12 protein-coding genes are annotated in these 13,311 nt (G+C 61.1%); 8 read left to right on the top strand and 4 right to left on the bottom strand.

Annotated elements, in window-relative coordinates; genetic code table 11:
* Positions 1–19: 19 nt before the first annotated feature.
* On the bottom strand, positions 20–2,419 hold the full coding sequence (locus ABH945_RS17020; protein ID WP_429251274.1) for a TonB-dependent receptor: 2,400 nt from the start codon (positions 2,417–2,419) through the stop codon (positions 20–22).
* Between the two features lie 109 nt (positions 2,420–2,528).
* Complete coding sequence (locus tag ABH945_RS17015) at positions 2,529–2,930, bottom strand: DUF2946 domain-containing protein (protein ID WP_074769592.1); 402 nt, start codon at positions 2,928–2,930, stop codon at positions 2,529–2,531.
* Between the two features lie 239 nt (positions 2,931–3,169).
* Here ABH945_RS17015 and ABH945_RS17010 point away from each other — a divergent pair, with 239 nt between their 5' ends.
* On the top strand, positions 3,170–5,326 hold the full coding sequence (locus ABH945_RS17010) for a tetratricopeptide repeat protein (protein ID WP_429251273.1): 2,157 nt from the start codon (positions 3,170–3,172) through the stop codon (positions 5,324–5,326).
* Between the two features lie 148 nt (positions 5,327–5,474).
* Here ABH945_RS17010 and ABH945_RS17005 read toward each other — a convergent pair whose 3' ends face one another.
* Entirely contained in the window at positions 5,475–6,779 is a 1,305-nt protein-coding gene (locus tag ABH945_RS17005; protein ID WP_429251272.1) for a LysR family transcriptional regulator, read from the bottom strand.
* Complete coding sequence (locus ABH945_RS17000; RefSeq protein WP_429251271.1) at positions 6,779–7,480, bottom strand: GntR family transcriptional regulator; 702 nt, start codon at positions 7,478–7,480, stop codon at positions 6,779–6,781. The genes ABH945_RS17005 and ABH945_RS17000 overlap by 1 nt, the downstream gene beginning before the upstream one ends.
* Before the next feature lie 458 nt (positions 7,481–7,938).
* Here ABH945_RS17000 and ABH945_RS16995 point away from each other — a divergent pair, with 458 nt between their 5' ends.
* The 7 genes from ABH945_RS16995 to ABH945_RS16965 all read left to right on the top strand — a co-directional run bounded on the left by ABH945_RS16995 (position 7,939) and on the right by ABH945_RS16965 (position 13,275).
* Positions 7,939–8,784, top strand: coding sequence for a gallate dioxygenase (locus ABH945_RS16995; protein ID WP_074769583.1), 846 nt, complete (start codon positions 7,939–7,941; stop codon positions 8,782–8,784).
* Positions 8,781–9,140 carry a protocatechuate 3,4-dioxygenase gene (locus ABH945_RS16990; protein WP_429251270.1) on the top strand — a complete coding sequence of 120 codons (360 nt, stop codon included), beginning with the start codon at positions 8,781–8,783 and terminating at the stop codon, positions 9,138–9,140. The genes ABH945_RS16995 and ABH945_RS16990 overlap by 4 nt, the downstream gene beginning before the upstream one ends.
* A gap of 133 nt (positions 9,141–9,273) precedes the next feature.
* Positions 9,274–9,813 carry a hypothetical protein gene (locus ABH945_RS16985; RefSeq protein ID WP_074769579.1) on the top strand — a complete coding sequence of 180 codons (540 nt, stop codon included), beginning with the start codon at positions 9,274–9,276 and terminating at the stop codon, positions 9,811–9,813.
* Between the two features lie 142 nt (positions 9,814–9,955).
* A complete protein-coding gene (locus ABH945_RS16980; protein ID WP_429251269.1) occupies positions 9,956–10,504 on the top strand; it encodes a carboxymuconolactone decarboxylase family protein in 549 nt (182 codons plus the stop codon).
* A gap of 86 nt (positions 10,505–10,590) precedes the next feature.
* On the top strand, positions 10,591–11,484 hold the full coding sequence (locus ABH945_RS16975) for a helix-turn-helix domain-containing protein (RefSeq protein ID WP_429251268.1): 894 nt from the start codon (positions 10,591–10,593) through the stop codon (positions 11,482–11,484).
* A gap of 110 nt (positions 11,485–11,594) precedes the next feature.
* Positions 11,595–12,209: a sigma-70 family RNA polymerase sigma factor gene (locus ABH945_RS16970; protein WP_429251267.1), complete on the top strand. Its 615-nt coding sequence runs from the start codon at positions 11,595–11,597 to the stop codon at positions 12,207–12,209.
* Complete coding sequence (locus tag ABH945_RS16965; protein WP_429251266.1) at positions 12,199–13,275, top strand: FecR family protein; 1,077 nt, start codon at positions 12,199–12,201, stop codon at positions 13,273–13,275. The genes ABH945_RS16970 and ABH945_RS16965 overlap by 11 nt, the downstream gene beginning before the upstream one ends.
* Positions 13,276–13,311 lie beyond the last annotated feature (36 nt).

Below are 13,311 nucleotides of genomic sequence, written 5' to 3'. Positions count from 1 at the left end.
TCGGAATGGGGTTGCGCGCTTACATGCGCAGCTTGGCTTCCACGTAAAACGTGCGGCCCGGATACGGGTGATAGACGAAGTAGCGCGCATCGAACAGGTTGTCGACGCCAATGCCGACTTCACTCAGCTTCGTCGGACGGAAGGTGAATTTCGCATCCGCCACCGTGTACGAACTGGTGCCGCCGAATACATCGGGATTGGTGTCGGTGTTGGTGAGCGTGTTGTACTGGCGCCCCGAGTAACGCGCGGCAAGCGTGAGCGCCGCGCGTTCGCTGAAGCGATAGGTCGCCGCGAGATCCGCACGCCATAGCGGAATCCGGTAAAAGTACTTGCCGACCGAAGCAGGGTTCTGCGCATTGGCGATGATTTTCGACTGCGTATAAGCCACGCTTGCTAGCAGATCGAGTCCATGCACCAGCACATCCTGTCCCGAGTAACTGGTTTCGACGCCACGCGAACGGACTTTGCCGATGTTCTGAAAGTTCGTCACATTGGGAATCACGGTCGTATCGGTCTGACTGAAGATCGTGTTCTTCACGTCGTCCTGAAACAGCGAGAAGCGGAACACGCCGTTCCAGTGCGCCCATTCGGCAGTGAGTTCTTTCGAAAGATCGTCTTCGGGTTTCAGATTCGGATTGTTATTGACGATCGACGATCCGTTGATTTGCCCCTGGAACAATTCGCTGACTGTAGGAAATCGATAAGCGCGGCCAATCGACGCGCGTAAGGTCAGATCGTCGGTGACGTCGAACGAGAGTGATGCTTTCGGCGAGAAGTGGTGCTGGTTTGCATCGCTGTAGGCAATGCTCTGGCCAGGCAGCCCTTGCGCACCGCCATAAGCCTGCCAATCTTCATAACGTACGCCGTAGACCAGTTTCCAGCGCGGTAGAAAACGCCACGCGTCCTGCGCGTAGAGCGCCTGGGTCTGCGTCTTGCCGACGAATGAATTGGCGAACGACGTGGCTTCGCCATCGCGCCAGTTCAGCGTGTTGTAACTCTGGTTATCGAGGAAGTAATTGTCGTAGTGATAGCCGAAACTCAGCGCGTGATTGGCGAGTCCGGCTTGCGTGCTGAACGGCGTGTACGTGCTGCGTAAATCGAGTGTTTTCCAGCCGGTGCCGTCGCCGAAAATCACCGTGCCGGGACCGTTGCCCGGCGCGCCGGAGTTGGCGGTGCGCGCCACGCTATTGCTCACGTCGTAATACGACGCGATCGCTTCGCCGTTCCAGCCTGTGGCGTTGCGCGTTTTCAGCGACACGCCATACAGCCAGTTCTCGCTATGACCGAGACTCGGTGCAAAAGCCGCGGCGGGGATCGTGTATTGATAGCCGCCGATCGAGACCGTGCCGCTATAGACAGGATTGCCGTCCGCGTCGCGCAGGAAGCTCGACGTCGCGCTGTTATAGGTCTGATGCCAGTAGCCGAGCGTAAATCCGGCTTGCAGTGTTGGCGTGAAGTCGTACTGCGTTTTCAGCTTGAACTGATCCTGCACCGTGTGTTCGATGCCTTCGCCGTTGACGCCGAGTACGGCCGTCGGCGTATTGGTCTGGTTGTTATAGAAATACGCGCCCGTCACGGGTGTTGCGGCGGCCGTCGCGGGCGTGCTCGACTGCGCGAGCGTCGCGAATTGCAACGGCTGACTCGTATTCTCCAGGTGATTGACAGCAAGCCGATAAGAGAACTTGCCGATCCGGTCGCCGATCGACGCGCTCATTTCACTGCCGTTGAAATTCTGATTCACGCCATACAGGCTGAAATGCTGGGTGAACGCCTTGATGTCGGCGGTGGCCTCGAGTTTTTTCGGCATATAGGTGCTGATGAGCACCGTCGCACCGAGCGAGTTGCCCGGATATAGCGCCGAAAACGGCCCGTAAATCACGTCGACCTGCTGGATCTCGTCGGGCGACACCATCGACCAGCGCGGCGCAAACGTAAAGCTGTTGCCGAGCAGATTGCTGAGCAGCAGACCGTCTGCGTAGACGAGACCGCGTGCACTTTGCGAATTGCTCGTACCACGTACGGCTATCAGCGAGTTCACATCGCCGATAAAACGCTTGCGCACAGCGAAGTTCGGCATGTACTTCAGCGTGTCTTCGGTGTTGACGACGTTCCAGTTGCTGAACTGCTCGCGCGTCACGGTTTCGACGGAGGCGGGCAGGTTCGGGGCGACGGCGCGGGGCGTGGCCGCCGTATTTGAAGCGCTGACGCTGACCGCGGGCAAGGTGGCTTCGGTATTCGTACTGGCGCTTTCCGCATGAGCCACGGGAGCAACGATTGCGGGAATCAGCGCAGGCCAGCAGGCCTTCAGATCAGCGCGGAAATACGACGAAAAAAACGGTTGTGACAACCGGTTGGACGCGAGGCCGCGCGCGCCTCTGCGGGCGCAAAGGGGCAGCCTTCGCAGCGCGAAGTTGAACATGAAAGTTTCCTTGATGCATTGGACAGGCGATCGCGCGCCCCCTCGTCGGAAACGATGGGTGCGACAGGTGCAATAGACGCGAAAAACGCGCGATCAGAACCGGCAGTGATCAGGAAACAGCAGGCGGGTCTCTGGGGCGTCCCGAAGGGAACGCGCCGAGCGGAGTAAAGCGGGTGGAGAGTGTGGGCGGCGCGGTGCCGGCCAGCGCGAGGGCTGCCGGCGGTTCGATTGCTGCGACTGTCGGCATCGCGACATGATGCTCGAGCAGATGACAGTAGCCGCACGCGCCGAATGCGTCGTCGTGACTGAGATGTACCGGCTCGGGACCGGCATGACTGACCAGCGTTGCGTCGCTCGCGCCGGACGGATGGAGCGCCGAACACAGCGCGGCGATAGGCTCGTGTGCCTGGTTCGCCACCAGCATCTGACTCACGAGCGGCGCGAACACGACGAGCCACATGGCGAACAGGCCAAGCCATGCGGTCAGGTGGTTGCGGGAACGTAGCGTCATGATGGTCGGGATAAAGGCGGGGCGATTTTAGCATTGCCTTACAGATTTATCTCGCGTGATTCCGCGTATAGCGCCAGATTAGACGGCAAAAAGCCGCTCAGTTCTTCGCGTTGGTCCAGCGCCGGTTCCCGTAAGCTGTGTGGTAGCCGTTCCTCTTTCCGTCCCGGGCCGGAGGTTCGTTATGTCCGCGAGGGAAGAGCGCCGAACCGCGCCTCGCCCCGATTTCATTCCTACGACTCATGACGCTCACGCAGACGCACGCATCCCCGATTGCCGATATTGCCGACCTCAACCAGCGGGCCGTTTCGTTGAGCTCGGCCGGCCAGTTCGCCGACGCTTTGTCGCTGGTGACGCCCGTTTGCGAAGACGCGACGCTGCCAGCCGACGCGCGCGCGCAAGCGTTGAATATCGCCGGTGCCTGTTCGCTTGCGCAACTCAAGGTCGCCGATGCGGAAAACTACTGGCGTCAGTGCCTGCAACTCAAACCCGGTTTCGCTGAGGTGTACAGCAGCCTCGGCTCGCTGTACAAGTCGCTCGGGCGTTTGTCCGCCGCGAAAGCGATGTATCGCGAACTGGTGTCGTTGCGGCCGGACCAGGCCGAAGCTCACTATCAGCTCGGCATCGTGCTTTACGGGCTAGGCTACCGGCAGGAAGCGGAAGCGTCGTACAGCCAGGCCGTGTCGATTCGCGCGGATTTCGCGGAGGCGCATTACAACCGGGGCATCGTGCTACGTGACCTGGGCCGTCCGCATGACGCGGAAGTGTCTTATCGCAAGGCGTTGCCGGGTCTTCAGGGGCATGCAGAGGTGCATAACAACCTCGGTAGCGTGCTGGTGGAACTCGGCCGCGCCGACGAAGCCGACGCGGCCTATCGCGAGGCGTTGACGATCCGCCCGCAATACCCGGAAGCACTCAATAATCTCGGCGGCGTGCTGAAGGCGGCCAACCGGCTCGTCGAAGCGGAACTCGCTTGCCGCCTCGCGCTGACCATCCGGCCCGAGTTCGCGGAGGCGCATCTGAACCTCGGCGCGGTGCTGATCGAACTGGAGCGCCTGACCGAAGCGGAAGCGGCTTATCGCGACGCGATCGTGCATCGTCCGCAGTATGCCGAGGCTTATTACAACCTCGGCATTGCCCTGTTCAAACAGGAGCGTCTCGCCGATGCCGAACAGGCTTATCGCGACGCGATTCGTTTGAACCCCGGCATTGCGCATGCGCATAACAATCTGGGCTGCGTGCTGCGTCGTGTTGACCGTTATCCGGAAGCCGTCGAGGCGTTCCGGCAGGCGATCGAAGTGAATCCGCAACTCGCCGAGGCGTATGCCAATCTCGGCAACGCGCTGGCGCAACTGAAGCGATTGCCCGAGGCGGAACGCGCGTATCGCGAGGCGCTTGTCATCCGTTCCGATTACGGTGAAGCCCGCTTCGGTCTCGCGGTTCTGCTGCTCAGCATCGGTCAATTCGAAGAGGGTTGGCAGCAATACGAGTACCGTTACGAACAGCCGGCTTTCATCCACTACAAGACTCGGTCGATGCTCAGTTGTCCGCAGTGGCTCGGCGAACCGCTTGCCGGTAAATCGGTGCTGGTCTGGCAGGAAGACGGACTCGGCGACATGCTGCAATTCGCGCGTTATCTACCGCTGCTAAAAGCGCAAGGCGCCGCTCATATTGCGTTCGCGTGCGCGCCGGGTTTGCATCGGTTGATGACGGGAGTAGCCGGTGCCGACGAGATGCTGGATCATGCGACGGCGATGGCTCGTATGTCGCGTTACGATTGCTGGACGAGTCTGCTGAGCGCACCGTTCTATCTGCGCACAACCATCGAAACGATTCCGCGCGCCGTGCAGCTTAAAGTCGATCCGGCGCTGCGCGAGCAATGGCGGCCGATGCTTGACATGCTGCCGGCGGGTCGCAAGATCGGTTTGGTGTGGAAGGGCAACACGAAACATCACAACGACGCGAATCGCTCGATGCCGTCGCTCGCCACGCTTGCTCCGCTGTGGAGTGTGCCGGGAGTGAGCTTTGTGAGCCTGCAAAAAGGGCAGGGCGAGGACGAGGCGCGTAATCCGCCGGCCGGTCAACCGTTGCTCGATGTCGGTACGCTCGTCACCGATTTCGCGGACACGGCCGCGATCATCGATCAACTCGATCTGGTGATTGCCGTCGATACGTCCACCGCGCATCTGGTCGCGTCACTGGGTAAGCCGTGCTGGGTGATGCTGCCGGAAAAAGATGTCGACTGGCGCTGGATGCACGGCCGTGACGATTCGCCGTGGTATCCGCACACATTGCGGGTGTTTCGCCGTGCACCGGGGGAAGGCTGGGCGGTGTCGGTGGAGAGGGTGCGGCAGGCATGTGTCGAGCGCTTCGGCGCGAAGGTGCATGCAGAAGCGTAATGATCGTGTTGGGGGCGCCTGCAGATGGTGTAGGCCTCACCAGCACTATTCGAAGCACTTCTTAATCGGCTTGCGCGACAACCGGATCGTCTACTGCCTTTAGGTTCAGGCAGAAGAGCGAAGCGGGCCGAGTCGAACGGCCCGCTACCTAGTTCGCGCCGATGTTGATGGTGCGCGTCACGTCCACCACCGAGAGCCGGATCGCGTCGATCAATGCGCGCGCGGCAGGCGAGGGCGTGCCGGCGGCGCGAACGGTCAGCCCGATATCGCGGCGGGTATTGTGCAATTGCACGTCGAGCACGACTAACTGACCCGATTGCACCTCGTGATGCAGCTGCTGCGCCGACAACGCAGCCGCCATGTCCGTGCCGAGCAGCAATCCGCGAATCACTGCGAGGTCCGCAGTCTCGACCGTGGGCAGCGGCGGCTTCACTTTCAATCGCTTGAATTGCGCTTCGAACAGCGCGCGGGCGGGCGCGTTACTGCGCGGCAACACCCATTGCGCGTCCCGCAGACCCATGATGGTCAGATCGCGTTCACGCGTCAGCGGATGATCGTGGCGCACCAGCACGACCATGTCTTCCGACATCAAACGCTCGTTTTTGAGGCCGCTGCTGGCGTCGTTATCGCGCAGCGCACCGAGAATGAAATCGATGTCGCCTGCACGCAGACCCGCGACGAGCGTCTCGTATGAGCTTTCGTCGGTGGCGACGCGCACGCCCGGATTTTCCGAGGTCATTCGCGCGATGGCTTTAGGCAGGATAAGCGTGCGTCCAAGCGGCAATGCGCCGACCGTGACCGCGCCCTGAATCTTGCCGTGCAACGCGGCAATATCGTCAGGGACGTGGCGCAGTTCGTTCAACGCGCGGCGCACGTGAAGCAGGAAAGTTTCGCCTTCCGCAGTGAGCAGAATGCCGCGCGGGCTGCGATGAAACAGACTCAAACCCGAGCCGCTTTCCAGTACACGAATCGCAGTACTCACAGCCGGTTGACTGATGCCGAAGGTTTTAGCCGCGCTCGGCATGTGCCGATGCCGTGCAAGCGCCGCGAACAGTTGCAGCCGCCGCGTATTCAACAGATAAGCGGGCAATGCGCCCTCTGCCGCAGGCCTGCGACGTGCCTGGCGTGCAGCACACCATTGCGCGAGTTCTTCGAGTTCCGCGAAAATCCGCTCGCAGCGCTGCAAAACCGCACGCCCGACGGGCGTGGGCAGCATGCCGGAAGGGCCGCGATCGAACAGCGGTTCGCCGAGCGCCGACTCCAGTTCCTGCACGGAACGCGTGACAGCCGATTGCGCGCGAAACAGCGCGGCGGCCGCGCGGGTCGCGCTGCCCATGTCGGCGACGAGGCGGAACGCGCGCAACTGCGCGAGATTGAGCAGGTCTTTGCCGCTCGCCGACGACGCTTTAACCGCCGCCGGATTGTTGTCAGCAGTAGAAGTATTCGTGCTCATCATGCAGCGCCTGCAATAAGGTGCAAAGACGGCAGCGAAAGATTCAGGCTCTCTTTCGAAATGTTCGTGTGCTCTTTCATCAACGCGTCCACGCGCGCACCTTCGCCTTTTTTAAGTGCATCCACGATCGCATGATGCTGGCGTTGCGCGTACATCAGCATCAGAAACTGCCGCTCTCGTGCGGATTCGTCGAATGCGATCGTGAACGGCGACACGAACGGGATTTTCTCGTTCAGACTCAACGCGGCCTTGACCGCCATGTTTTGCGACGCGTCGACAATCAGCGCGTGAAAGCGTCCGTTGATCTCGGCGTAACGCACGTCGTCGGCCGGTTTCAGATGCTGTTGCGCGAAAAGCTCGTCGCCTTCGCGCAGGCATTCGTCGAGCGAGGCCGCCAATGCCGGGCTGACTCCGCTCTCGGCAACCGACCGCGCGGCGAGTCCTTCAAGCACGCCGCGCACGTCGATCGCGTTCAGGATGTCGTGCACGCTAAAGCGCCGCACGACATAACCGCGTGCACCCGAGCGGTCGAGCAAGCCTTCCGACGACAGCACGCTCAGCGCATAACGCAGCGGCGTGCGCGACACGCCGAGCCACTGCGCGAGTTGCGCCTCGACGAGGCGCTGGCCTGGCGACAGTTCGCCCGCGAGAATCTTCTCGCGTAAGGTCTGCACAATCGCCTGCTGGGTGGTCTCGTTCATCGGTCTCGCCTCGTTTGGAGCAGTGAAGTATAGCCACGGCGGCGGCACTTCACCACGCCTCAAAAGCATGCTCGCGGACCTGCTTGCGAGTTGTTTTCAAGGCCATCTGTTTTATTTATCGGTGGCTACACGACAAAAAGCCGGCCGGAATGCCCCGGCGGTCACTCGGGATACCAGAAAAGCCGTTCGCCATGGGGCTTGCCGCTTGACCAGGGACGACGCATAGCGGCATCCCATAGCGGTTTGACCCGGCAATTTGCGGCTGACCGTGGTTTACCCGAGCTTTCTCGAAAGCGGCACAATTTCTACCTTTGTATCCCAAGGCGGTCGCGATAGCTACCTGTGAAAAAGCGGTGACCTATCCGATTGGCGCGCGAATCCGGCGCAACGGTCAGCGCGTACGTAGAGCACACTCAGCGCACGTTCAGTGCAGCACGAAGTAACGGAAGACAACGAATATGGCAAGGATCATTGGTGGCATCGGCACCTCGCACGTGCCGACTATCGGCATGGCGTACGACAAGGGCAAGCAGAACGATCCCGCATGGGCGCCGCTCTTCAAGGGCTACGAACCGGTGGCGAAATGGCTTGCCGAACGCAAGCCCGACGTAATGGTGATGTTCTACAACGATCACGCCAACAGTTTCTTCTTCGACTGCTATCCGACCTTCGCGCTGGGCGTGTCGGGGAGCCACGAATTCGCGGACGAGGGCGCGGGCAAGCGTCCGTTGCCGGATATCGCTGGGCACCCCGATCTCGCGATTCACATCGCCGAGCAGATGGTGGCCGACGAGTTCGACCTGACGATCTTTCAGGACCGTCCGCTCGATCACGGTTGCAATTCGCCGCTTTCGTTGATGTTGCCGCATGACGGCGGCTGGCCGATGTCGCTGGTGCCGCTCGAGGTGAACGTGCTGCAATATCCGCTGCCTACCGCAAATCGTTGCTACCGTCTGGGGCAGGCGCTGCGTCGCGCGATCGAATCGTACGAAGAGGATCTTGATGTTGTGGTGGTCGGCACGGGCGGCTTGTCTCATCAGGTGCACGGCGAGCGTAGCGGCTTTAACAATACCGAATGGGACATGGAGTTTCTCGACCTGATTGTCAACGACCCGCAGCGTCTCGCGGCCATGAAGCACGTCGACTACGTGCGCCTGGGCGGCGCGGAAAGCGTGGAGACGATCATGTGGCTCGCGATGCGTGGCGCGCTGGGTCCGAAGGTTCGCGAACTGCATCGCAACTACTATCTCGCGACCAGTACCGCGATGGCCGTGACCATCTATGAAGACGAGGTGGCGCAATGAATCCGCAACTGATCGGCGTTGAAGAACTGACGGGCACGTACCCGTTCGATATTCGCCAAAGCATCAAGGCGATGCGACTGAACCGCTTCTTCTGGATGATGCGTGAAGCGCCTGCGCGTACGCTGTGGCTCGACAATCGCAGCGCGGCTTACGACGCGGCGAAACTCACTGATGAAGAACGCACGCTGGTCGACAACACAGACTGGCTCGGCCTGGTTCGCTACGGCGTGTGCTTTTTCGTGCTCGAAAAATTCGCGCGGGTGGTGAAGATCACGAACCTCGGCATGTACGCGAGCATGCGCGGCGAAACGCTCGAAGCATTTTTGAAAACGCGTCGGGTGCCGGAGGCGGTGTAAGAGCGGTCTAGTGAGATCGCGTTGATCCACGTGGCTCGTGACGTTACCCGCTGAGTATTGTTTGCACGAAGGTTTGCACGAAGCGCTTGGGTTTGTACAAAGCGCGCTTCCAGGATTTCCAGGAGGGGTGGATATGGGCAGCAATTTTGGCGTAACCGAGACGGGCCTCGACAAACGATTCGGCGCAGCGGGTTCCGAATCGCCTAACCGCGCAACGACGCTACGCGCCGGTATAACCGGTGGTCTGGTCGGCGCTGTGTTTATCTGGATTTACGAGGCGCTAGTCTGGGTCGGCGCGCAGCATATGATGCCGCTGGCGGGCATTCCGCGAAACGCAACGGGCCTGGTGTTCGGCAAGGCGGTACAGGAGTCGCTGGGCATCTGGGCGTATATCGTGGGCACAGGTATTCACTTTGTGTTCGCGGCGGCGTGGGGCGTGCTGTTTGCGATGATCTGGCCGTACTTCCGTCGACGTGGATATGAAGCCACCTTCGTAGCATTGTTTTATGCCGTGCTGGCGTGGATCGTCATGCATGTCGCGATCATGATTTCGTCGGACAATCACCCGAACTACTACGATCCGGCGGTGATTATCGGCGGCTTCATGTCTCATATCTTCTTCACCGTGCCGCTCGCGTTGACCGTCAAGCGGTTGATGGAACCTCGGCGGTAAAAGCGGGCAGGCCGCCGCTGTCGGCGCAGAAAATCGCCATGCCTTTATTACATGTGAGGTAATTGGCGAGCAGCATCCACGCACCTAATCTTCGGTTGTCGCGCGGTTCATCCCGGGCCGCGCTCACTACCGAGGACGCATCATGTCGACGTTTCCGATTCATTCCATCGATTCCGCACCGGCGCAGTCCGCGCCGGTATTGCGGCAACTCGAACAGACATTCGGCTTCATCCCCAACATCGCAGGCGCCATGGCGGAATCGCCCGTGCTGATCGGTGCATTCATCGATCTGTTCCAGAAGGTCCACGCAGGCACGTTCACCGAAGCGCAAATCCAGACCCTGCTTCTGACGAATGCGGTGACCAACGCGTGCTCGTGGGCGGTCGCATTTCATACCGCGCTGGCGCTCGACCAGGGCCTCACATCCGCTGACGTCAACGCGATTCGCGAGGCACGCGTGCCGGCGGATCGTCAGCATGCCGCGCTTTCCACGCTGACGAGGACCGCGATTGAAAAGCGCGGGCATCTCGACGCGCACGATCTGAACGCATTTCTCGAAGCAGGCTTTCGTCGCGATCAGGTGCTCGAAGTGCTGGCTGTTTCCGCAGCATCGACCATCACGAATTACGTGGGCAACATCACGCAACCACCGCTGGAAGCGCAGTTCCAGACGCACGCGTGGCACGCGTGAGCCGCCTTGCAGCCGGGCAGGGTATGCTGGCTCACCACTGAGAGCCCGCATGCCTTCGAGACCCACGGACGACGGACAACCGAGCGATGAACCCTGCGAATACGAATCGAGCCATCAATGCATCGTCGAACGAAATCGGCCCGCTATTGCGTCACTGGCGGGATCTGCGCGGAATCAGCCAACTGGATCTGTCGTTCAATGCAGGCGTGTCGCAGCGTCATATCAGCTTTATCGAAAGCGGGCGTAGCGTGCCCAGCCGTCAGATGTTGATCGATCTCGCGCAGACGCTCGACATACCGCTGCGCGAGCGCAACGCGCTGTTACTGGCGGCAGGGTACGCGCCGATCTACGCCGACACGGCACGGAACGCGCAGGAAATGCAGAGCGTGACGAAGGCGCTCGAACGGATGCTGCGGCAACACGAACCCTTCCCGGCTCTGGTCATGGACCGCTACTGGAACGTGCTGTTGACCAACGACGCGGCGCCGCGTTTTTTCAACTGTTTCATCGACATGGCCGCGCGCAAGGGGCCGCGCAATATGCTGCATCTCGTGTTCGATCCCGACGGCATGCGGCCGTTTATCGCCGATTGGGAGCGCGTGTCGGAGAGTCTGATCCAGCGGGTGTATCGCGAATCGGTAGGGCGCGTGATCGACGATCCCACGCGCGACCTGCTCGCGGCCTTACGGGCGTATCCAGACGTATCGACGCAGCGAAAGGCTTCTGCGCAATCCGATACCGATTCCACTGCCGACTCTGCGTCAATGCCCGTTATTCCAATCGGCTTCATGAAAGATGGCCACGTGCTGAACTACTTTTCGATGGTGGCCAGCGTGGGCACGCCGCTGAGCGTCGCGGCGCAGGAGCTGCGGATCGAATGCATGTTTCCCGCCGACGATGAAACGGAAACGCGCCATCTGGCGATGCTCGACACAGACAACACTCGCTCGAAGCCCACCACGCACCGTCAGCAACCTTAACCCCGCTTTCCATGCAAAATGCTTGCAATTTTCATTTCAAATGATAATAATTCGCATTTGCATTTTGTCGTCCACCGGCTCGACAGCCCTTCCTGGTCGAGCGCAAAACCGTGCCTATTCCGAACACTCTCGCCAGTGCGTTCATCGCGCATTACCACTCGCTGCTTGCGTTTGCCAGGCGTCGTGTGGCGTCGGCCGAGTCGGCGGCGGACATCGTGCACGACGCGTTCGTCCGGATCGCGACACTGGAAGCACCCGAGCGCGTCCAGCAGCCACAGGCGTTTTTCGTGAGGATGGTCGAGAACCTGGTGATCGACCGGTTTCGCGAACAGCGTGTCGCCGACAAGGTGATCGTCGCCGACTACGCGATGAACGACGAGCCGGTCGATTATCCGAGCGACGCGGCGCGGCCCGACCTGCTGGCCCAGGCCGCCCAGACTGCCCACAGGATCGATACGATGGTTGCCGCTTTGCCACCGCGTTGCCGCGAAGTGTTCCTGCTGCGGAAAATCGACGGCCTCTCTCATGACGACATCGCGACCCGGCTGAACATCAGCCGCAACATGGTCGAAAAGCATCTGCGCCGCGCGCTGCTTGTGTTCCAGAGCGATGCCGGCCATGACGGCCCGCTGGTTGATTCGTCGCACGGCGCCGCTAGAATACCGGCATCTCCGCAATCCGCTCTACCAGCACGCCACGATGACGCCTCGCTCCATGACGCCTGATTCACGCGACGCATCGTCGCCGGTGGGCATGCCCGGCAAGGGACCGCAGCGTCTGAAAGCGGAAGCCGCCGTGTGGACGGTCAGGCTCGATTCCGGCCGCGTGAATCGCGACGACAGTCGCCTGGTTCGCTGGCTTGCGCGCTCGGAAGCGCATCGCCAGGCGTTCGATGCGGCATCGGCGGCGTGGCAGGCCGCGGGCGCGCAAGTCACAAAAACGGTGGCTGTGCACGAAGAAAATGCGCGCACGAAGCCATCATCGTTCGAAGTTCACGCGAGCACGCCGTCCCGTCAGCGGCGACACAATCGCAATCCGGCCCGCTGGCGGCCTCGCGCGTGGCTATCTGGTCTGCGTATGCCCGTGATCGCTTCGGTCGGCGTGGCGGCCCTTGCCGTCGCGACAGTGAGCGTCGTGCGTCAGCCGGACTGGTCGACGGCGACGGGCGAGCAACGCACGATTGCGCTAGATGACGGCAGCACGGTGAAGCTCGACGCGCAAAGCGCAATCGATGTGAAGTACACCGCTGGTGAGCGCCGGATCGTCTTGCGCAAAGGCCGCGCGGCCTTCCACGTTGCACACGATGAAGCGCGACCGTTCCTCGTTGTTGCGCGCGACGGCACGACGCGCGATATCGGCACAGTCTTCCAGGTAGACCGGCTCGACGAAGGCCGCGATACGCAAGCGCCGGTTGTCGACGTGGTCGTGACGGAGGGCCGCGTCGAGGTCGCAACGGCGGGCGGCAGGGAAGTACTTCGCCCCGGCGAGGCCGCGCAATATCGTGGAAGTGCCGCGCCTGCACCCATGCAGCAGGCCGATATCGCCGCGCTCACCGCATGGCAGAAAGGGCGTCTGCGTTTCGACGACGTGCCGCTGCGCGACGTGTTGCAATCGTTGAATCGCTACTATCCGCAGCACTTTCTTTATGTGCGTGGTCCGGCGGCAGCGCTGCGCGTGTCGGGCAATTTCAATCTCAACGATCCTGCGGCCGCGCTCAATACGTTGTGCGATGCGTTCGGACTCGACCGTCTGACAGTTGCCGACCGGCTGATCGTCCTCGCCAGAAAATAATTCTAAAAACGACCTCCTGTTTTTGAAGGCTGCTGC

Source organism: Paraburkholderia sp. GAS333 (genome assembly GCF_050435665.1).
GTDB classification, from domain to species: Bacteria; Pseudomonadota; Gammaproteobacteria; order Burkholderiales; family Burkholderiaceae; genus Paraburkholderia; species Paraburkholderia fungorum_A.
This window is presented reverse-complemented; position numbering and strand designations above follow the sequence as displayed.

Excerpts from the sequence above, each read along its gene's own strand:
- ABH945_RS17000 (WP_429251271.1), bottom strand. The coding sequence starts at position 7,480 with ATGAACGAGACCACCCAGCAGGCGATTGTGCAGACCTTACGCGAGAAG.
- ABH945_RS16990 (WP_429251270.1), top strand. The coding sequence starts at position 8,781 with ATGAATCCGCAACTGATCGGCGTTGAAGAACTGACGGGCACGTACCCG.
- ABH945_RS17010 (WP_429251273.1), top strand. The coding sequence starts at position 3,170 with ATGACGCTCACGCAGACGCACGCATCCCCGATTGCCGATATTGCCGAC.
- ABH945_RS17020 (WP_429251274.1), bottom strand. The coding sequence starts at position 2,419 with ATGTTCAACTTCGCGCTGCGAAGGCTGCCCCTTTGCGCCCGCAGAGGC.
- ABH945_RS17005 (WP_429251272.1), bottom strand. The coding sequence starts at position 6,779 with ATGAGCACGAATACTTCTACTGCTGACAACAATCCGGCGGCGGTTAAA.
- ABH945_RS16980 (WP_429251269.1), top strand. The coding sequence starts at position 9,956 with ATGTCGACGTTTCCGATTCATTCCATCGATTCCGCACCGGCGCAGTCC.
- ABH945_RS16965 (WP_429251266.1), top strand. The coding sequence starts at position 12,199 with ATGACGCCTGATTCACGCGACGCATCGTCGCCGGTGGGCATGCCCGGC.
- ABH945_RS16985 (WP_074769579.1), top strand. The coding sequence starts at position 9,274 with ATGGGCAGCAATTTTGGCGTAACCGAGACGGGCCTCGACAAACGATTC.
- ABH945_RS17015 (WP_074769592.1), bottom strand. The coding sequence starts at position 2,930 with ATGACGCTACGTTCCCGCAACCACCTGACCGCATGGCTTGGCCTGTTC.
- ABH945_RS16995 (WP_074769583.1), top strand. The coding sequence starts at position 7,939 with ATGGCAAGGATCATTGGTGGCATCGGCACCTCGCACGTGCCGACTATC.
- ABH945_RS16975 (WP_429251268.1), top strand. The coding sequence starts at position 10,591 with ATGAACCCTGCGAATACGAATCGAGCCATCAATGCATCGTCGAACGAA.